We start from the raw sequence: 18,643 nt of genomic DNA, 5'->3' as shown, positions 1-18,643 counted from the left end.
GGAGCCTGCCATGGGCGAAGCCAGGATATTGCTGCGGACCGAGTCGGCCGCCGCCATCGGTGCAGGCGAGGTCGAGCGCAAGCTCAGCGTGCCTGAAATGCTGTGGAACGACGGCTTCGTCCGCAAGTCGGTCATCATCCTGTTCCTGGCAGCGGTCTGGGAAGCTTACGGCGTCACTCTCGACAATCCGCTGCTGTTCCCGACGCTGCACGATACCGCGGTGACGCTGTTCGACCGCGTCAAGGACGGTACCATTCCGATGCGGGCCTGGACCTCGCTGAAGGTCCTGTTCATGGGCTATTCCGCCGGCATCGCGCTCGCTGCGATCTTCACCATTCTCGCCATCTCCACCCGGATCGGCACCGATTTCCTGGAGACCGTGACGGCGATGTTCAATCCGCTGCCGGCGATCGCGCTGCTGCCGCTGGCGCTGATCTGGTTCGGCCTCGGCAACGGCAGCCTCGTCTTCGTGCTGATTCACTCCGTGCTGTGGCCGGTCGCGCTCAACACCCATTCCGGCTTCAAGAGCGTGTCGAACACGCTGCGCATGGTCGGCCGCAATTACGGTCTGAGCGGCTTGCCTTACGTCGCCAAAATCCTCATCCCGGCCGCCTTCGGCTCGATCCTCACCGGTCTCAAGATCGGCTGGGCCTTTGCCTGGCGCACGCTGATCGCGGCCGAGCTGGTGTTCGGCGTGTCCTCGGGGCAGGGCGGGCTCGGCTGGTTCATCTTCGAGAACCGCAACCTCCTCGACATACCTGCGGTCTTCGCAGGCCTCTTGACGGTGATTATCATCGGGCTCTTTGTCGAGAACCTGATCTTCCGCGCCATCGAGCGGAATACCGTCCAAAAATGGGGCACTCAATCGTGACCAAGAAGAAAACACCCGACCAGCTCCGCAGCGCGCGCTGGTTCGCGCCCGACGATCTCCGCTCGTTCGGCCACCGCTCCCGCACCATGCAGATGGGCTACGCGCCGGAGGAGTGGAAGGACCGCCCGATCATCGCGATCCTCAACACCTGGTCGGACGCGCAACCCTGCCATATGCACTTCAAGTCGCGCGTCGACGACGTCAAGCGCGGCATCCTGATGGCCGGCGGCTTGCCGCTGGAGCTGCCGGCGCTGTCGCTGTCGGAATCGCTCTTGAAGCCGACCACCATGCTCTATCGCAATCTGCTGGCGATGGACGCCGAGGAATTGCTGCGCAGCCATCCCGTCGACGGGGTGGTGCTGATGGGCGGCTGCGACAAGACCACGCCGGCGCTGCTGCTGGGTGCGACCTCGATGAACATTCCTGCGATCTATCTGCCGGCGGGCCCGATGCTGCGCGGCAACTGGAAGGGCAGGACGCTCGGCTCCGGCTCCGACGGCTGGAAATATTGGGACGAGCGCCGCGCCGGGAAGATCTCGGAGAAGGACTGGCTCGACATCGAAGCCGGCATCGCCCGCAGCTACGGCACCTGCATGACCATGGGCACGGCCTCGACCATGACGGCGATCGCGGAAGCCATCGGGATGACGCTGCCGGGCGCCTCCTCGATTCCCGCCGCCGACGCCAACCACATCCGCATGTCCAGTGAATGCGGCCGCCGCATCGTCGAGATGGTGTGGGAAGATCTGACGCCGAAGGCGATCCAGACCCGGAAAGCCTTCGAGAATGCGATCGCGGTCGCGATGGCAATGGGCTGCTCAACCAACGCCATTATCCATCTGATTGCACAGGCTCGCCGCGCCGGCCAGGACATCGGCCTCGACGATTTCGAGATCGCGAGCCGCAAGGTGCCAGTGATCGCCAACGTCCGTCCGAGCGGCGATGCCTATCTGATGGAGGACTTCTTCTACGCCGGCGGCCTGCCGGCGCTGATGGGGCAGATCAAGCCGCATCTGCATCTCGATTGCGTCACCGTCACCGGCAAGACGCTGGGCGAGAACATCGAGGGCGCCGAGGTCTACAATGCCGACGTGATCCGCGGCATGGACGATCCCATCTACAAGGAGGGCGCGCTCGCCGTGCTCAAGGGCAATCTCGCGCCCGACGGCTGCGTCATAAAGCCCTCGGCCTGTGCGCCGCGCTTCCTCAAGCACACCGGACCTGCGCTGGTGTTCGACGATTATCCCGCGATGAAGAAGGCGGTCGACGATCCCAATCTCGACGTCACCGAGGACCACATCCTCATCCTGCGCAATGCGGGGCCGCAGGGCGGCCCGGGCATGCCGGAATGGGGCATGCTGCCGATCCCGACCAAGCTCGTGAAGCAGGGCGTGCGCGACATGGTGCGCATCTCGGACGCGCGCATGAGCGGCACCAGCTACGGCGCCTGCATCCTGCACGTTTCGCCGGAATCCTACATCGGCGGCCCGCTGGCGCTGGTGCAGAACGGCGACCGCATCACGCTCGACGTCGCCGCCCGCACCATCAATCTCGACGTCCCCGAAGCCGAGCTCGCAAAGCGCCGCGCCGCCTGGAAGCAGCCCGAGCGCCGCTTCGAGCGCGGCTATGGCTGGATGTTCACGAAACACATCAAGCAGGCCAATGACGGCTGCGATTTCGACTTCCTCGAGACCGATTTCGGCGCGCCGATCGGCGAGCCGTCGATTTACTGACCGTCGTTCCGGGGTGCGCGAAGCGCGAACCCGGAACCCATTTCACCGCGGTGTATGCGGCCGATGGATTCTCTGGTGCGCAATTGCGCACCATAGCTCGCCGCTGCGCGGCGCCCCGGAATGACAAGAGGATAGACCATGCCCAAACTCAGCGACGCCACCCGCAACAAGCTCAAATCCGTCTCCACCGCCACGGTCGCCACCGCGCTGTTCAAGCGCGGCCTGCGCATCCAGATGATCCAGGACGTGCATCCCGTCGGTCCTGACCAGCCGACCATGGTCGGCGAGGCCTTCACGCTGCGCTACATGCCGGCGCGCGAGGACCTCAACACCATCGACGTGTTCAAGGATCGCTCGCATCCGCAGCGCAAGGCGGTGGAGGATTGCCCGGTGGGTGCCGTGCTGGTGATGGACAGCCGCAAGGACGCGCGCGCGGCCTCGGCCGGCGCGATCCTGGTGACGCGGCTGATGAAGCGCGGCGTTGCCGGCGTCGTCACCGACGGCGGCTTTCGCGATTCCGCCGAGATCGCCAGGCTCGGCATCCCCGCCTACCATCATCGCCCGAGCGCACCGACCAACCTCACGCTGCACCAGGCGATCGAGATCAACGTCCCCATCGGCTGCGGCGATGCGCCGGTGTTTCCCGGCGACGTCATCCTGGGTGATGCCGATGGCGTCATCGTGATCCCCGCCCATCTCGCCGACGAGATCGCGAGCGAAACCTTCGAGATGACTGCCTTCGAGGACTTCGTCACCGAGGAAGTCGGCAAGGGCCGCGGCATCTTCGGCCTCTATCCCGCCACCGATCCGCAGACGCTGACCGATTTCGCGGAATGGCGGAAGAAGAACGGCCGGTAAGACGCGCCGAGATCACAGCATTTCGGGCCGGAACAGCTTCCGGTACTTGCGCGTCTCTGCGCCGGAGATCATGAACTCGCCGTCGCCGCGATAGTGAATGGTCTTCGGAAATTTGGGCGTCGTTGCCACGTGCGCCTTGACCACTTCGAAGACGAACATGTTGTACTTGTTCAGCTGACTGGCATCGACGAGCTGACATTCGAAATTGGCGTAGCACTCGTCGATCAGTGGCGCGCGCACATGCGTGCCAGGCTTGCGAGTCAGGCCGAATTCGCCGAACTTGTCGATGTCGCGTCCGGAGCTGTTGCCAATCTTCACGACCGTCGTCGCGAGGTCGACGGTCGGGATGTTGATCACGCATTGACGGCTGCCGCGGATCAGGTCGAAACTGTGGTTCGCGCTCGAGATGATGCAGGCCACCAGCGCCGGCGAGAACTCCATCATCATGTGCCAGCCCATCGCCATGATGTTGGTCTCGTCCTTGTGGGCCGAACTCACAAGGACGACGGGGCCAGGCTCGAGCAAGCGGCGGACGTTCGAAGTCGGAAAATCCCGCTTGATGTAACGTCGCATGCTCGCTCCATCTTGGCTGGGGTTAAACCCCGGCCTCCGCCATCCCCGCCGCCCACAGCGCGAACGCGTAGACGATCGCGACTTCGTCGAGCCGATCAAATCGCCCCGACGCGCCGCCATGGCCGGCGCCCATGTTGGTACGCAGGAGAACCGGGCCGCCGCCGGTCATGGTGGCGCGCAGGCGCGCGATCCATTTGGCGGGCTCCCAGTAAGTGACGCGCGGATCGGTCAGGCCGCCCATGGCGAGGATCGCCGGATACTCCTTCGCCGCGACATTGTCGTAGGGCGAGTAGGACAGGATGGTGCGAAAATCCTTCTCGCTTTCGATCGGGTTGCCCCATTCCGGCCATTCCGGCGGCGTCAGCGGCAGGGTGTCGTCGAGCATGGTGTTGAGCACGTCGACGAACGGCACCTCGGCAACGATGCCTGCGAACAATTCGCCGGCGCGGTTGGCAACCGCGCCCATCAGCATGCCGCCGGCCGAGCCGCCATGGCCGACGATGCGCTTGGCGCTGGTGTATTTCGCCGCGATCAGCGCGCGGGCGCTGGCCGCAAAGTCGTCGAACGAGTTGGTCTTCTTCTCGCGCTTGCCGTCGAGATACCAGCCCCAGCCCTTGTCGGCGCCGCCACGGATATGGGCGATGGCGTAGACGAAGCCGCGATCGACCAGCGACAGGCGGTTGGCGTTGAACGAGGCCGGCATCGCCATGCCGTAGGAGCCATAGCCGTAGAGCAGCAGCGGCGCGGTGCCGTCGAGCGTCAGGCCACGGCGGTAGAGGATCGAGACCGGCACCTCGGCGCCGTCCTGCGCCTTCGCCATGATGCGCGTGGTGACGTAGTCGGCTGCGTTGTGGCCCGACGGAATTTCCTGGCGCTTGCGCAGGGTGCGCGTGCGCTTGACCATATCGTAATCGTAGACTTCCGACGGCGTCGTCATCGACGAATAGGCAAAGCGCAGCGTCGTCGTCTCGAACTCGTAGGAGCCCATCGTATCCAGCGAATAGGCGGCCTCGTCGAAGGCGATGGCGTGCTCCTCGTTCGAGACGAGATCGCGGATCACGATCGACGGCAGCGCATTGGCGCGCTCCAGCCGCACCAGGTGTCCCGCATAGAGATCGAGGTCGATGATGTAGATGCCGGGACGATACGGGATCAGGTCGCGCCAGTTCTTGCGCTCGGGCGAGGCCAGCGGCGCGGTGACGATCTTGAAGTCGATGGCATCATCGGCATTGGTGAGGATGAAGAGCTGATCGCCGCGGTCGGCCAGCGAATATTGCACGCCTTCCTCGCGCGCGGCGACCAGGCGTGGCGGCGCGTCCGGGTTGGCGAGATCGATCAGCCGCTGCTCGCTCGTCTCGTGATCGCCGCCCGCGATCACGCAGAAGCGGCCGCTGGTGCTCTCGTGCAGATGGGTGAACCAGCCGGAATCCTGCTCTTCATAGACCAGCGTGTCGTCGGCCTGGCTGGTGCCGAGCCTGTGCCGCCACACCTGCATCGGCCGGTGGTTGTCGTCGAGGCGCACATAGAAGAAGGACTTCGCATCCGCAGCCCAGACCACGCCGCCGTCGGTCTCCTCGACGAGATCGTCGAGATCCATCCCCGTCGCCCAGTCACGCACGCGGATCGAGAAATATTCGGAGCCCTTGGTGTCGGCACTCCAGGCGTGCAGCCTGTGATCGTTCGAATGCCGGCTGCCGCCGAACTTGAAATATTTGTGGTCCTTGGCGAGCGCGTCGCCGTCGAGCACGATCTCACCGTCGCCGCCACCGCGCGGCATGCGGCCGAACAGCTCGTGCTGGCCGCCCTCGCGGAATCTGCGGAAATAGGCGAAGGGCCCGTCGGGCGACGGCACGCTGGAATCGTCCTCCTTGATCCGTCCGCGCATCTCGCGCACCAGTGTCTTCTGCAAGGCCGCGGTATGGCCGAGCAGGCTCTCGGTGTAGACGTTCTCCTCATCCAGATATTTGCGGATGTCGGGGTCGAGCACACCGGGATCCCGCAGCACCTCCTGCCACTTCTCGTCCTTCAGCCAGGCATAATCGTCGGTCACGGTGATGCCGTGCCGCGTGAAGGAATGCGGCCGGCGCGGGGCGACGGGGGGCTGGGAAGGGTTTTTGGCTTGGGTCACTCGGTCCTCGTTCATGTCCGTGCGTCGCGGCTCTTCGCCTCTCCCCGCTTGCGGGGAGAGGCCGGATTGCATCGAAGATGCAATCCGGGTGAGGGGGACTCTCCGCGAATCCAACTATCGCCGTCCTTGGGGAGGCTCCCCCTCACCCCGACCCTCTCCCCGCAAGCGGGGCGAGGGAGCAGATGCACTGCCTTATATCGTCCTGTTTCCGCGAATTGCCAGCGCCGCTGCGCCAAGTCGCCGGGTTGTTGATCAGCCCCTTGTGTGCTTTAGGCTCCATATCCCCGCCGCCGGTCCAGCCTGATGCTGTTCAATTCCTACCCGTTCATCCTGCTGTTCCTGCCCCTCGTGCTGGCGGGCTATTTCTGGCTCGGGCGGCGCAGCAACCTGACACCGGTGATCTGGCTGGCGCTGGCTTCGCTCGCCTTCTACGCCATCGGCAGCTGGCAGTTCGTGGCCCTGCTGCTGCTCTCGATCGCCTTCAACTACGGCGTCGGCCGTCTCCTGATCGTGGCGAAGCTCAGGCCCTCACAACGAAAGGCGGTGCTCGCGCTCGGCGTCGCCGGCGATCTCGTCGTGCTCGGCATCTTCAAATATGCCGGCTTCGTCACCGAAAATCTCAACGCGCTGTTCGGCACGCATGCCGCGGTCCACATCCTGCTGCCGGTCGGCATCTCCTTCTACACCTTCACGCAGATCGCGTTCCTGGTCGACGCGTATCGCGGCCAGGTCGCGGCCTATGCGCTGCCGCATTACGCGCTGTTCGTGATCTATTTCCCGCATCTGATTGCCGGACCCATCCTTCACCACAAGGACATGATCCCGCAATTCGAACGGGAGGAGAGCAAGCGGCCGGACGGGCATCTGATGTTGTGCGGCGTGATCATCTTCGCGGTCGGCCTGTTCAAGAAGACCTGCCTTGCCGACGGCATCCAGCCGCTGGTCGCGCTCGCCTTCGAGGCGCGCTCGCCGAGCTTCGATCAAGCCTGGTGTGGTGCGCTCGCCTACACGTTCCAGCTCTATTTCGACTTCTCCGGCTATTCCGACATGGCGATCGGGATCTCGCTGATGTTCGGCATCTTCCTGCCGGTCAACTTCAACTCACCTTACAAGGCCACCAGCATCGTCGATTTCTGGCGGCGCTGGCACATGACCCTGTCGCAATTCCTGCGCGACTATCTCTACATCCCGCTCGGCGGCAACAGGCGCGGCCGCGCGCTCCGCTACGTCAATCTGATGATCACGATGCTGCTCGGCGGGCTCTGGCACGGCGCGGCCTGGACTTTTGTCATCTGGGGCGCGCTGCACGGCGCCTATCTCTGCGCCAATCACGCCTTCAATGCGCTCGCGCCTGATGTTCCGCCGTTGTTGGCACGCCCGGCCCGTATTGCCGGCGCCGTGCTGACCTTCCTCGCCGTCGTCGTCGCCTGGGTGTTTTTCCGTGCCGCGAGTGTGGAATGGGCGCTGCGGGTGCTCCACGCCATGGCCGACCCTTCGAACATCGTCTTCGGCCGCGAGGAGATCGCGGCCCTCGTCCTCATCGCGGTGTATGCCGCGCTGGTGTGGCTGGCGCCGAATACGCAAGCGATCATGGGATATGACCACGACAACCGCAGGGTCGGCGAAGCCCTGCGCGCCGGGTACATGCGGCCGCTGTTCTTCTATGGCGCGTCCCTGGTGCTCGCATTCGGGCTGCTCGGTATCCAGAGCCACAGCGAATTCATCTATTTCAGGTTCTGATGCGCGGGGCGTTCACACAACTGAGGCGCCTTCTGCTCGCCAGCATCGCGTGCGTGCTGGGCGCGGCTTTGCTCATCTATGCCGTCGATCCCTTGCAGCTGTTCCGCGCCTCGCGGCTTCCGGCGTTCTATTCCGATGACACGCGCGTGCAGAATGCCGGACTGATCCGCAGCCAGTCGTTCGACACCGCCTTCATGGGCACCTCGCTCGCGATTCATTTCCGCCAGAGCGACATCGACCGCGCGCTCGGCGTGCATTCGCTCAAGCTGGCGATGACCGGCTCCAATTCGCGCCAGCAAGGTTTCGTGCTGGAGCAGGCGATCGAGCGCGGCGCGCGGCGCGTGATCTGGGCGATGGACGATTTCATCTTCGTCGATGCCGCCGACATCGAGACGGATCCCTATCTGTCCGTCGATCTCTATCGCAGGACGGCGAAGGGCATCGCCTCCTATCTGTTCAGCGCGGCGATGGCCAAGGAATCCCTGTTCGCGCTGCTGCGCTCGGTTCCGCCATTGCGTCAGCCGCTGACCCGGGCGGCGCCTTATCTCCCGGTGAAGTTCGCGCTGTCGGATGTGGACGACATCTACGCGCTGCCGCGGAATTTCGATCTCGCGCGCGACTACAATGCGAAGAAGACGCTGGCCGCCTTCGCCTACATCACCAGTCCCGTGCGCAGCCGCTTCCTCGGCGAAGGCTACGGCTATGATGCCATGATCCGGCATTTCGAGCAGGATGCCGTCGGCCTGATCGCACGCCATCCCGGCGTGACCTTCGACGTCTATTTCCCGCCCTATTCGATCCTGCAATTCGTCGCGATGCGCGATGCCTCGCCGGAGACGTTGAAGATCGTCACCGATCTCACGGCGGTGATTGCCCAGCGCCTGACGCAGCTTCCCAACGTCCGCCTGCACGATTTCCGCGCGATCAAGCAGGTGACGCACGATCTGAACAATTACGGCGACGTCATCCACCATTCGCCGGTGGTGGACGCGATGGTGCTGAGATGGCTGGCGAGCGGGGAGTATCGGGTTGATCCCGGCAAGCCGACTGCGTCGCTGGATGAGCTGAAGGCGCAGGTCGAGGCGTATCGCGTCGAGCACTGATCTTCCCCTCTCCCCTTGTGGGAGAGGGTGGCTCGCCGCGAAGCGGCGAGACGGGTGAGGGGTTCTCTCCGCGAGTCCATCTTGTAGTATGGATTGTGGAGAGAACCCCTCATCCGGTGCTTCGCGCCACCTTCTCCCACAAGGGGAGAAGGAAGAGCGATGGCGGAGTTTGTGACTCCTACGCCGCCACCTCGTCCCCGAGATACGACACCGCCGCTTCCAGCCCGCCCTTGCCGTGCGGGATCTTCAGCGCGTTCAGGCCGACCTCGATCACCCCGAGCGTGCCGAGCAGCATCGGGGCGTTCACGTGGCCCATATGGGCGATGCGGAAAGCCTGGCCCGAGAGGTCGCCGATGCCGGTGCCGAGCACGACGCCGCATTTGTCCTTGCAGTAGCGCTGCAGCACGGCGGGGTCGTGGCCGTTGCTCATGGTCACCGTGGTCACGGTGTTGGAGCGCTCGTTGGCCTCGGCGACGTTGAAGCCGAGCACCTGGCCCTCGGCCCAGACGGAAACCGCGCGGCGCGCGGCTTCGCCCAGCAGGCTGTGGCGGCGGAAGGCGTTCTCGAGGCCTTCCTCGTGCAGCATGTCGATCGCCTTGCGCAGCGCGAACAACAGATGCACCGGCGCGGTGCCGGCATATTTGCGGTAATTCTCGGTGCCCTCGCGCTCGCTCCAGCTCCAATAGGGCGTCGACATGTTGGCCTTCTTGTGCACCTCGAGTGCGCGCGCATTGGCGGCGACGAAGCCGAGGCCGGGCGGCGTCATCAGGCCCTTCTGCGAGCCGGACATCGCGACGTCGATGCCCCATTTGTCCATCTCGAACTTCATGCAGCCGAGCGAGGCCACTGTGTCGACCATGTACAGCGCGGGATGGCCGCTCGCCTTGATCGCCTTGCCGATCGCCTCGATGTCGTTCTGCACGCCCGAAGCGGTGTCGACCTGGACCACGACGACGGCCTTGATGGTGTGCTCCTTGTCGCGGCGCAGGCGCTCCTCGACCTCGTGCGGCCGCACCGCGCGGCGCCAGTCGCCCTTGAGCACCTCGACCTCGGCGCCCATCAGCGCCGCCGCATTGCCCCAGCCGATCGCGAAGCGCCCGCTCTCCAGCACCAGCACCTTGTCGCCGCGCGACAGCACGTTGCTGAGCGCCGCTTCCCAGGCGCCGTGGCCGTTGGCGATGTAGATGTAGGACTTGCCCTTGGTCGCGAACAGTTTCGAGATGTCGCCGAGCAGGCTTTCGGTGAGGTCGAGCATCTCCTTGGAGTAGATGTCGATCGCCGGACGATGCATCGCCCGCAGCACCTCGTCGGGCATCGTGGTGGGCCCGGGGATGGCCAGAAACTCCCGGCCCGCGCGAACGGTCATTGCTGTCGGTCCTTATTGCCAGAGAACAAATCGGTGGGTGGCTGTGACAATGGTTTTACGCGGGGCGGGGGCCTTGGAAAAGCGTCCAAAACGCAGGTCTGGTTATCGCTTGGTCTCGCGGCAGCCGGCGGCCTCCGCCTCTTCCACCGAGCAGAACCAGCGGGTGCCCTTGCTGATCTTCATCTTGATCTGGGTGTACCAGCGGCTGGTCGGCTGGTGATAGATGCATTCGCCGGCGCTGTTGACGTTGCCCTTGATGGTGCAGTCCGGGGAGGGCGCGACCGGCCCCGAGGCCGAGGCGAGCAGCACCGCATGCGCGCCGTCAGGCGGCCTGGTCGCGCCCAGGATCTGCGTCTTCTTGTTGCGGACGCGCCAGTCCCAGGGCGCGATGAAGGCGCCCTGCCACATCCCGGCTTTCGCCTCACGCGCGGCCTTTTCGTCTGCTTCGTAATCGTGGGACACCCGGGTGTAGGCCAGCGCCCAGCCGCTGCGCACCAGCCATTTCTGGATGTCCTCGCCGCCGACCTCGCAACGCGCCACGGTGCGGCCGCGCCGGTCGATCGAGCGGGCGTGGCAGACCCAGTTCTTGCCGTCGGCGTATTTGGCGAGCTCGTCGCGCGCCGCGATACCGCAGGTCCAGCGCTCGGTCTTGTTGTTGAGGCAGAGCTGATCGACCGCGGGCGCGTCGATGCCACCGAGCCGGACCCGTGTATTGCCGATCACGACGGCATCGCCGGAGCGAACCTTAGCCGTGCCGGTGATGTCGGCCGCGTGGGCGAGCGAGGGGAGAGCGAGGAGAGACAGCGCAATCAGGAATTTTCGCAACATGCCGGTCCGCGTGTGATGAAACGATCGATAAGCCGCGCAATTGTGGTCGGCTTTTGGCCGCCGGGCCAGCTTATGTCCGACAGATGGGCTTTCAACTTCCCGTCATTGCGGCTCTCTCTCACCCTCCCCTGGAGGGGGAGGGTCGGCATGCGATCGAGCGAAGCGAGATTGCGTGACGGGGTGGGGTGATCTCTCAACACGGGCACAGTTCGTCGTGGAGAGACCGTCACCCCACCCCGCTCGCGCTACGCGCGATCGACCCTCCCCCTCCAGGGGAGGGTAAGAGGACACATCACCCCCGCGCCATCGCCCGCTTCGCGATCGCCAATCCCATCAGCACGAAGGCCGAGGTCACCTCCGGCCCGCCCACCAGGATCCGCGTCGGCGTCTTCATCTTGTTCCACTCATAGGCGCGGAACGGACCGCGGCGGCCGCCCTCGCCGAGGCTGGCGACGATCACGTTCAGCGCCGGCGCGAAGGCGCGCGGGTCGGCCCCGAGATGGCCGAGCGCGATCAGCGCCAGCGCCGCGTCGAATACGTTCATCTCCGCGGCCATCAGCTCGCCTTTGACGTAGGACAGCACGCGATGGCGGATGAAGTCGAAATCGCCGCCAGGGTCGACCGCGGCCTGCGCCGCCAGCGGCAGCGCCAGGAAGGCGGCATAGCAGCGGCCGAAATAGGCGCTGTAGAGTTCCGGCAGGTAATAGATGTGCGAGCGCGGATTGGCGAAGGCGCCGCTCGCGGCCAGCCGCTTCTGGAAACCGATGATGCGATGCACCGTGGCGAGCCGCGACGGCGTCTCCAGAACTTTCCAGCGCGAAAGGTTGCGGAAGCTGACCTCGAGAATGTCGAGATTGAGCGTCGGATCGAGATCGTTGCCGTAGGGACGCTCGCCCCTGAGGTTGTCGATCCAGGTCGCGACGCCGCCCTCGTAGTCGATGTTGTCGTTGAGCGGGACGGTCACGCGCGGCTCGTTGACGCCGGCGCGCACCTGGTAGCCGGCGTAGAAATCCAGCAGCGGCTGGTCGATGATCGCATCAAGGCAGCCGGCCTGCGTCGCCGCGGAGATCGAGCAGGCCGTGGTGTCGCAATCCGGCACGTAGATGCCGAAGCCGAGGTCCTGCTTGATCTGCGCGAAGAAGCGCGAGAAGCGCGGATGCGGCGCGGGCGCCAGCGCAGTGACGACGTTGAAGCGCGCGCCGTCGATGCCCTCGACCTCCTCGCGGCTGATGTTGACGCAGAAATCCACCATGTCGGCGATGGCGCGCTCCGCTGCAACCTTGTCGGCCGGTGAGGCGAGCCCGGTCTCGCCATAGCTCAGCAGCGCTTCGATGAAGAACGCGTCGTAATAGGCCGAGCGGTGACGGATCTGCACCGGCTCCCACATCGGCTCGGCAATCCCGCGCCACGGCGGATTGACGACGGCGGCGGCCTTCGAGCGCGCGATGAAGACGCGGGCGAGGTTGAACAGCAGCGAGGAGTTCTTGTAGCCCCGGGCGTTGAGGCCCGTGAGCGCCATGATCAGCTCGCGGCCGCGGAAATCCGGATCGCCGATCAGGTTGAAGGCGGCATAGGTCGGCAGAAAGCCGTTTCGGCGGTACGAGCCGAGCAGATGCTGCGCGCAGTCGCGGATCACGCCGTCGATCTGCGCCTGCGGCGGCGCCGAGCTGATGAATATCGCCGGCGGCGGCTTGGGATGGTCGAGCGCGATGCCGTCGACGAGATCGGCGACCGGCTGGCCGACCGTCCCCCAATCGGGCTCGGCCTCGTCGCGGGCGCGAACCAGCGCCGCGCGCAGCGCCGTCAGCCGGGCCTCGTCACGCAGCTCGGGCAGTCCAGCCCGCCGCAACAGCACCCGCAGTGCGGGATTGCCGAGCGCGGTCTTGTAGAACTTGGCCAGATGCGGATCGCCGCTGGTGGTGGCAGACAATACGGGATCGCAGACATCGTAAAGCGAAGGGCCGTCCTTCGGCGCCAGCAGCGCCCGGCAGGCGGCGCCGGCAAAATATTGAAAGCTCATGAAATACCTGGTCGCGGGACTTTGGCGGGTTCTGGCCGGGGGCCGGCCAGCGCGCTCCCAGCCCCGCGCCACCCCCTGCAAGTCGTTGAAAAGGCTACCCGGATTCGCAGGAAATACAAATGTGATGGAGGTCACGGAAAAAGCCGGCACGAGAGCTGCATAATCAGCCCCGCAAGGCTACGGACACGTGGCCAAATCCAGAAATCTGATCGGGAGAATTAGCAAACATATTCAATATCTTAGCTCAAATTTTGGGCAATCTATTGCCGGGCGCCCTATATCCGGTTAAAGGTTTGTTTGGTGCGGCGCCGCAAATTGCGCGCAATTCGGGGGCACATCCCCGGCCAATCCCTCAAACCTAAAGACGCTATCGCGCTACTCAAACAGTGTGCGCGTGCTTGGCTGGTCTTTGGCACAGGAAACGAACCGAGATGAATCTAAAGCAGCTCGACCTTTCCCGACGCACCATCGCGTTGGCCGCGGCCATGATCGGCACGGTCTCGCTGGTGATCGGCGCCCATGCTGCTCTCAACATGCGGGCGATCGATGCCGCCAAGGCCGTCTCGACCGACCAGATCACCGGTTCGATCGGCCAGAGCTCGCGCCTGGCGCTGGTCATCGGCAATGGACATTATCCCGACGCCAGCGCGCCGCTGACGCAGTCGATCAACGACGCCCGCGCGCTGTCCTCGTCCCTGCGCAAGAACGGTTTTGACGTCGATATGGTGGAAGACGCGACCAAGGACGACATGGTCCGCGCCGTGGCCCGCCTGAAGTCCCGGATCAAGCGCGACACCGTCGTCATGCTGTTCTTCGGCGGCTACGGCGTGCAGGCCGGTCGCGAGAGCTACATGCTGCCGGTCGATGCCGTGATCTGGAAGGAAAGCGACGTCCGCCGCCAGGGCGTCTCGATCGACGGCGTGCTCGACATGATGAAGGAGCAGGGCGCCAAGGCCAAGCTCGTCGTCGTCGACGCCTCGCGCCGCAACCCCTACGAGCGCCGCTTCCGCTCCTACAGCCATGGCCTCGCGCCGATCAGCGCGTCCGAAAATGCGCTGATCCTCTCCTCCGCCTCGCCCGGCAAGGTCGTCGACGACGGCAAGGGCGAGCACAGCGTGCTGGTCAGCGAGTTCCTGAACAACCTCAATGCAAAGGGCAGCGCCGAAAGCGTCTTCAACAAGACCCGCGTCGCCATCTCCCGTGCCAGCGAAGGCGATCAGGTCCCGACCGTCTCCTCCTCGCTGCTCGAAGACGTCCATTTCGGCGAAGCCGGCGGCTAGGTCTTCTTACCCTCCCCTGGAGGGGAGGTTGATCGCGCGAAGCGCGAGCGGGGTGATCTCTTCACTCGGGCACCGCTTCAATGGATGGACTGTCACCCCACCCCGCTTCGCATTTCGCTACGCTGCATGCGAAGCGACCCTCCCCCTCCAGGGGAGGGTGAAGCATCCCGCTTCTCCACTTTTTACTTCGCCGCTTCCGCGGCCATCACCGGACGCACCGGATCGCCTTCACGCAAGAGCGCACCGGCGCGGGCGACGACGACATCGCCGTCGTTGAGGCCCTCGCGGACCTCGATATTGCCGCCCGACATCAAGCCGACCTCGACACGCTTGGTCTCGACGCGGTTGCGGCGGATCACCTGGACCACGGTGCCGGCCGAGGAATATTGCACCGCCGTCAGCGGCACCGCGACGTTGCAGCTCTGTCCGGTCTTGATCAGCGCACGCCCGCTCGCCTTCAGCAGTAGCCGCTTTTGCGAGGAGATGCCGATATAGACCATGCCTTGCTGGATGTTGGGCTCGATGGTCGGGCCGATGCGGCGGACCTTGCCCTCGACGTCGCCGCTACCTGCGATCCGCACCGTCGCGGGCTGGTTGACGGCGAGCTTGCGCACATCGGTGGTGGCCACGAGGCCGACGAGATCGTATTCGCTGCGCGCCACGATCGTGAACAGCGCCTCGCCCTTGGCCGAGGCGAAATTGCCGATCTGCGCCGTCGACGTCGCGATCACGCCCGCCACGGGCGCGGTGACCTGCAGCGTACCGCCCTCGGGGAGCGCCAGTCGCGCCAGCACCTGGCCGGCGGTGGTGGTGTCGCCGGCTTCCGCCAGCACGTCCGTGACCTTGAGGCCGGGACGTTCGGGCCGTACCGAGGTCTCCTCGCGCGCGATGATCGTGCCGGTGGCCTCGACGATGTCGGAGAAGCAGGACTTTGCGACTTTCAGCACCGTGACCGCCGGCCCCTTGGGCGCCTCGTCATCGGCGGCTCTGGCCGGAGACTGACCAAGGACCAGCAGGCCGGCTACGGCCGCGGGATACAGGCTACGAACGACGGCACGGGGCAAATGACGCATCGGAAATTCCACGGGGGCTATGCTTCCAATCGATAGCAGATGGCGGGGGCGCGGACTACGGCGGCGTCGCCCCCAAAAAAGCAGGCCACGCGGCCGCGGGCCGTCGCGGCAAGTCCTTGACGACAAGTCCTTGATGACAAGTCTTTGATTAGTCGCGGGATTGAGCGACAGGTTCGCTTCTCATTGGTGGGGTGCCGCAGCCAGCTCTACTCCCAAAGTGCGGACTCTCACGGTCTTCTCATCACCCAGATCCCCCTGTATGGGAGTAAGGTCAGGAAGACGCGGTATCGCGACCGCACAGCTCCGGGTTGAAGCGGGATGCAACGGTTCGTCTGCGAGCAGAATATCGTTCATTTCGAGCGGCTGCTGCATGAAACGGCCGATCCGACGGTGCAGAACACCGTGCGCCCCCTGCTGGCATCAGCGAAGCGGCAGCTGGCGCTGCTGAATTCGGTGGCGTCAGGGGCCGACGCGACGCCGCTCGAACAGCGCAGGCGGCAGCACGGCGACGCCGACACGATCCGGCGGCAATTCCAGCCCGAGTTCGATGCCTCACCGCATCCCTATATGCTGCTGGACCCGGGGCCGGGCCTGGTGATCATCGACATCAACGATGCCTACGCAACCGCAACCTTGACCGACCGGGCCGAAATCGTCGGCCGGTCGCTGTTCGAGATATTCCCTGACAATCCTGACGATCCGCTCGCCGATGGCGTCAGCAATCTCTACAGCAGCCTGAGGATCGTCGGCGAAACCGGGCGGGCGCATGCCATGGCAATCCAGCGCTACGACATCCGGAATCCCGACGGTACCTTCGTCGAGCGCCATTGGCAGCCGATCAATTCGCCGATCCACGACACGACGGGCCATCTGGCTTACCTGCTGCACCACGTCGAGGACGTCACTGCGCAGGTTGCGGCGCGGCCGTAATCTGTCCGTCAGCCGCGGCGTTCGCCCAGCAGCTTGCCGGTGGCCCGATCAATCAAATGCAGGCGCGTGCAGGCGGGACAGGATACGGAAATGTGCGTGTGCCCGGCCGGCTCCTCGCCAAGCCGATGCTGCACGTTCATTCCCGTCTGGGGACATTTGAAGACGATCTGACGGTCCATGACCCTCATATGACGGCACGGCGCGCTTTCGGGAATTACGGATGTTTACGTAGGTCGGCCCCCTCACGGCAGGTTCAGAAACTCCACCCAGTTCGGCTTCTTGCCGGTGGGGTAGGATTTCAGCTTGGACAGCGCGCCGCTGCCCTGGTCGATCGCGTAGACCGTCATGCTGTCGGAGAGCTCGCCGACCGCGGCGAGGTAGCGGCCGGAGGGGTCGATGTGGAAGCCGCGCGGCTGCTTCTCGGTCGGCACGCTGCCGATCGTGGTCAGCCTGCCGCTTGATCCGTCCACCTTGTAGGCGGTGAGCGTGTTGGTGGTCCGCTCGGAGGCGTAGAGGAAGCGGCCGTCCGGGGTGATATGGATGTCGGCGGCCCAGGGTTTCTTATCAGGGTCCTTTCCTGAGAAGCCTTCCGGCAGCGCGGTGGTGCGCTGGATCTCGTCCCAGGCGCCGCTCCTGGCCTCGTAGGTGAACGCCGCGACGTCGCCGTTCAGCTCGTGGACGAGATAGACGAACTTGCCATTGGGGTGGAACACGAAGTGCCGCGGTCCCGATTTCTCCGGCACCTTGTGGGCCGGCGGATCGCTCGGCGTCAGCGTGCCGGCCGCGGCATCGAACGCGAAGGCCAGCACCTGATCGGAGCCGAGATTGGTCGCGAACACGAAGCGGTTGTCGGGCGAGGGCAGGAAGGCGTGGGCATTCAGCCCGGTCGGAACCACCTGCTTCGGCTCGCCGGCGACGCCGTTTGCGCCAAGCGGATTCAGCGCGACCTTGTTGCCGCCATAGGAGGCGCTGAACAGGAACCTGCCGCTGCGGTCGACGGCGATATTGGCCATGCTGTCGGCCAGCGGTCCGTTGCCGATAGGGCTGAGCTGGCCGGTCTTGGGATCGATCGCGAAGCTCACCGCGAGGTATGGCTGCGAGCGGACACCGGCAATCAGCACGCGGTGGTCGGGCGTGATCGCGAGCGGCGTCGAGGAGCCGGGCTTCTCGACGCCCTTGAAGGCGGCCGTCTGCACGGGCGTCATCTCGCCGCTCTCGGTCATCTTGAACACGCTGATGTCGTTGCTGTCGGCGTTGCCGACATAGGCGTAGGTCTCGGCCATGCCGGCACGGACTCCAGAAATGAGAGTGAGGACAGCGAACAGGGTGGTGGCGATCGCAGCGCGTGGCGCGCTGGATGCGATGCGTCGGCTCGGTCTCGACATGGGCTCCTCCTGAAGGCCGCGTCGCGGCATTGTCGTTTTGCGGGCAAGGATAGCGGGCGGTGCTCCGCCGCACCAAATTCCAATTGGGATCGATCGATGCCGAAATTGCATCGGTTGCCGCTGAAGGCTTCCGCACCGCCGCGGTGCGGGAGGGCCGATGCGGGCCGGCCCGAATTTGGCGGGCATCATGCGAACCAAAGCCGCGCCAGCGCATTGAACCCGCATGCCCCGCGAAAACGATCTCGAAGGCAAGCCCGACATGGGTGGCAAGCATGGCGGCCAGGCCGGCCTGCCGAAGTCGCCGCCGCGCCCGCAGCAGGGCGAGCGCGACGAGGACGTCGTGGCAAAGCGCCACACCGGCCAAACCGATCACGCCTCGCCGCCGACCAAACCAAAATAGCGCTTCGCCGCGCGGTCGTGCCGCGCCTCGCGTCGGGAACGGCCAGATCGCTGTGCCGTTACCCCGGTCCTGCGGGCGCGAGATGAAAACGGAGGCTGGCTCGTGTTTTGGATCTATTGGGACACCGCCTGGTCGCTGATCGTCAGCGGCATCTGGGTCGCCACCATCGTCAGCCACCCCGACTCCGAATTTGTCGAAGTGCAGGCTGCCAGACGGCCGATGTGAACCATCGTCTCCGTTGAGACGTTGGTTGCCCGATCGCGGCTTCGCCTCACCGTGAGGTTCGCGGTCCGAGGTCCGGTCTGGATTCGCCTCCGTTTCCGGACCTCGTCCTCCCCGCCCGTGCCGGATCGCT

At 65.1% G+C, this 18,643-nt stretch carries 17 protein-coding genes; 9 read left to right on the top strand and 8 right to left on the bottom strand.

The window, feature by feature from the left end:
• The first annotated feature begins 10 nt into the window (after nt 1-10).
• The 3 genes from UNPF46_RS11075 (at nt 11) to UNPF46_RS11065 (ending at nt 3,462) form a co-directional block, all read left to right on the top strand.
• Nucleotides 11-871 carry an ABC transporter permease gene (locus tag UNPF46_RS11075; protein ID WP_142250037.1) on the top strand — a complete coding sequence of 287 codons (861 nt, stop codon included), beginning with the start codon at nt 11-13 and terminating at the stop codon, nt 869-871.
• Nucleotides 865-2,604, top strand: a complete 1,740-nt coding sequence (gene araD, locus UNPF46_RS11070; protein WP_142250046.1) for an L-arabinonate dehydratase — start codon at nt 865-867, stop codon at nt 2,602-2,604. Before UNPF46_RS11075 ends, araD begins: the two co-directional genes overlap by 7 nt.
• 138 nt (nt 2,605-2,742) lie before the next feature.
• Nucleotides 2,743-3,462 (top strand): ribonuclease activity regulator RraA, encoded by a 720-nt coding sequence (locus UNPF46_RS11065; protein ID WP_100180682.1) that lies wholly within the window; start codon nt 2,743-2,745, stop codon nt 3,460-3,462.
• Between the two features lie 12 nt (nt 3,463-3,474).
• Here UNPF46_RS11065 and UNPF46_RS11060 read toward each other — a convergent pair whose 3' ends face one another.
• Together UNPF46_RS11060 and UNPF46_RS11055 are read right to left on the bottom strand one after the other, a co-directional pair.
• On the bottom strand, nt 3,475-4,035 hold the full coding sequence (locus tag UNPF46_RS11060; RefSeq protein WP_100180683.1) for a flavin reductase family protein: 561 nt from the start codon (nt 4,033-4,035) through the stop codon (nt 3,475-3,477).
• Nucleotides 4,036-4,057: 22 nt separating this feature from the next.
• Nucleotides 4,058-6,163: a S9 family peptidase gene (locus UNPF46_RS11055; protein WP_100181559.1), complete on the bottom strand. Its 2,106-nt coding sequence runs from the start codon at nt 6,161-6,163 to the stop codon at nt 4,058-4,060.
• A gap of 303 nt (nt 6,164-6,466) precedes the next feature.
• On the opposite strand from UNPF46_RS11055, the gene UNPF46_RS11045 reads away from it, so the two are divergent.
• Entirely contained in the window at nt 6,467-7,903 is a 1,437-nt protein-coding gene (locus tag UNPF46_RS11045) for an MBOAT family O-acyltransferase (RefSeq protein WP_100180684.1), read from the top strand.
• Nucleotides 7,903-9,006, top strand: coding sequence for a hypothetical protein (locus UNPF46_RS11040; RefSeq protein ID WP_142250035.1), 1,104 nt, complete (start codon nt 7,903-7,905; stop codon nt 9,004-9,006). The genes UNPF46_RS11045 and UNPF46_RS11040 overlap by 1 nt, the downstream gene beginning before the upstream one ends.
• A 178-nt stretch (nt 9,007-9,184) precedes the next feature.
• Here the strand turns inward: UNPF46_RS11040 and UNPF46_RS11035 are convergent, their stop codons facing one another.
• The 3 genes from UNPF46_RS11035 to UNPF46_RS11020 form a co-directional block, all read right to left on the bottom strand.
• The gene (locus UNPF46_RS11035; protein WP_142250034.1) at nt 9,185-10,372 is read right to left on the bottom strand and encodes a pyridoxal-phosphate-dependent aminotransferase family protein; all 1,188 of its coding nucleotides are present in this window, start codon (nt 10,370-10,372) and stop codon (nt 9,185-9,187) included.
• A 102-nt stretch (nt 10,373-10,474) separates the two neighbouring features.
• Entirely contained in the window at nt 10,475-11,200 is a 726-nt protein-coding gene (locus UNPF46_RS11030) for a thermonuclease family protein (RefSeq protein WP_142250033.1), read from the bottom strand.
• Between the two features lie 292 nt (nt 11,201-11,492).
• Entirely contained in the window at nt 11,493-13,220 is a 1,728-nt protein-coding gene (locus UNPF46_RS11020) for a hypothetical protein (RefSeq protein ID WP_181769885.1), read from the bottom strand.
• A gap of 431 nt (nt 13,221-13,651) precedes the next feature.
• Between UNPF46_RS11020 and UNPF46_RS11015 the strand changes: the two genes are divergently transcribed.
• The gene (locus UNPF46_RS11015) at nt 13,652-14,500 is read left to right on the top strand and encodes a caspase family protein (protein WP_142250030.1); all 849 of its coding nucleotides are present in this window, start codon (nt 13,652-13,654) and stop codon (nt 14,498-14,500) included.
• Between the two features lie 182 nt (nt 14,501-14,682).
• Here the strand turns inward: UNPF46_RS11015 and UNPF46_RS11010 are convergent, their stop codons facing one another.
• Nucleotides 14,683-15,573 (bottom strand): efflux RND transporter periplasmic adaptor subunit, encoded by an 891-nt coding sequence (locus UNPF46_RS11010; protein WP_181769884.1) that lies wholly within the window; start codon nt 15,571-15,573, stop codon nt 14,683-14,685.
• Nucleotides 15,574-15,891: 318 nt separating this feature from the next.
• Between UNPF46_RS11010 and UNPF46_RS11005 the strand changes: the two genes are divergently transcribed.
• Nucleotides 15,892-16,503, top strand: coding sequence for a PAS domain-containing protein (locus tag UNPF46_RS11005; RefSeq protein WP_142250028.1), 612 nt, complete (start codon nt 15,892-15,894; stop codon nt 16,501-16,503).
• A gap of 8 nt (nt 16,504-16,511) precedes the next feature.
• Here UNPF46_RS11005 and UNPF46_RS37410 read toward each other — a convergent pair whose 3' ends face one another.
• Both UNPF46_RS37410 and UNPF46_RS11000 read right to left on the bottom strand, forming a co-directional pair.
• Nucleotides 16,512-16,682, bottom strand: a complete 171-nt coding sequence (locus tag UNPF46_RS37410) for a hypothetical protein (RefSeq protein WP_174719250.1) — start codon at nt 16,680-16,682, stop codon at nt 16,512-16,514.
• Between the two features lie 63 nt (nt 16,683-16,745).
• Nucleotides 16,746-17,888: a lactonase family protein gene (locus UNPF46_RS11000; RefSeq protein WP_100180692.1), complete on the bottom strand. Its 1,143-nt coding sequence runs from the start codon at nt 17,886-17,888 to the stop codon at nt 16,746-16,748.
• Between the two features lie 223 nt (nt 17,889-18,111).
• Between UNPF46_RS11000 and UNPF46_RS37405 the strand changes: the two genes are divergently transcribed.
• Nucleotides 18,112-18,288: a hypothetical protein gene (locus tag UNPF46_RS37405; RefSeq protein ID WP_161497306.1), complete on the top strand. Its 177-nt coding sequence runs from the start codon at nt 18,112-18,114 to the stop codon at nt 18,286-18,288.
• Nucleotides 18,289-18,390: 102 nt separating this feature from the next.
• Nucleotides 18,391-18,513, top strand: a complete 123-nt coding sequence (locus tag UNPF46_RS38525) for a hypothetical protein (RefSeq protein WP_283811661.1) — start codon at nt 18,391-18,393, stop codon at nt 18,511-18,513.
• Nucleotides 18,514-18,643 lie beyond the last annotated feature (130 nt).

Origin of the sequence: Bradyrhizobium sp. UNPF46, assembly GCF_006658625.1 — a bacterium.
Taxonomy (GTDB): Bacteria; Pseudomonadota; Alphaproteobacteria; order Rhizobiales; family Xanthobacteraceae; genus Bradyrhizobium; species Bradyrhizobium nitroreducens.
Note: the sequence above shows the minus strand (reverse complement) of the source record. Positions and strands in the feature narration are given on the sequence as shown.

What these genes read in the sequence shown, in the direction of transcription:
- UNPF46_RS11075 (WP_142250037.1), top strand. Translation starts at nt 11, where the DNA reads ATGGGCGAAGCCAGGATATTGCTGCGGACCGAGTCGGCCGCCGCCATC.
- UNPF46_RS11065 (WP_100180682.1), top strand. Translation starts at nt 2,743, where the DNA reads ATGCCCAAACTCAGCGACGCCACCCGCAACAAGCTCAAATCCGTCTCC.
- UNPF46_RS11060 (WP_100180683.1), bottom strand. Translation starts at nt 4,035, where the DNA reads ATGCGACGTTACATCAAGCGGGATTTTCCGACTTCGAACGTCCGCCGC.
- UNPF46_RS11045 (WP_100180684.1), top strand. Translation starts at nt 6,467, where the DNA reads ATGCTGTTCAATTCCTACCCGTTCATCCTGCTGTTCCTGCCCCTCGTG.
- UNPF46_RS11040 (WP_142250035.1), top strand. Translation starts at nt 7,903, where the DNA reads ATGCGCGGGGCGTTCACACAACTGAGGCGCCTTCTGCTCGCCAGCATC.
- UNPF46_RS11035 (WP_142250034.1), bottom strand. Translation starts at nt 10,372, where the DNA reads ATGACCGTTCGCGCGGGCCGGGAGTTTCTGGCCATCCCCGGGCCCACC.
- UNPF46_RS11030 (WP_142250033.1), bottom strand. Translation starts at nt 11,200, where the DNA reads ATGTTGCGAAAATTCCTGATTGCGCTGTCTCTCCTCGCTCTCCCCTCG.
- UNPF46_RS11020 (WP_181769885.1), bottom strand. Translation starts at nt 13,220, where the DNA reads ATGAGCTTTCAATATTTTGCCGGCGCCGCCTGCCGGGCGCTGCTGGCG.
- UNPF46_RS11015 (WP_142250030.1), top strand. Translation starts at nt 13,652, where the DNA reads ATGAATCTAAAGCAGCTCGACCTTTCCCGACGCACCATCGCGTTGGCC.
- UNPF46_RS11010 (WP_181769884.1), bottom strand. Translation starts at nt 15,573, where the DNA reads ATGCGTCATTTGCCCCGTGCCGTCGTTCGTAGCCTGTATCCCGCGGCC.
- UNPF46_RS11005 (WP_142250028.1), top strand. Translation starts at nt 15,892, where the DNA reads ATGCAACGGTTCGTCTGCGAGCAGAATATCGTTCATTTCGAGCGGCTG.
- UNPF46_RS37410 (WP_174719250.1), bottom strand. Translation starts at nt 16,682, where the DNA reads ATGGACCGTCAGATCGTCTTCAAATGTCCCCAGACGGGAATGAACGTG.
- UNPF46_RS11000 (WP_100180692.1), bottom strand. Translation starts at nt 17,888, where the DNA reads ATGTCGAGACCGAGCCGACGCATCGCATCCAGCGCGCCACGCGCTGCG.
- UNPF46_RS37405 (WP_161497306.1), top strand. Translation starts at nt 18,112, where the DNA reads ATGCCCCGCGAAAACGATCTCGAAGGCAAGCCCGACATGGGTGGCAAG.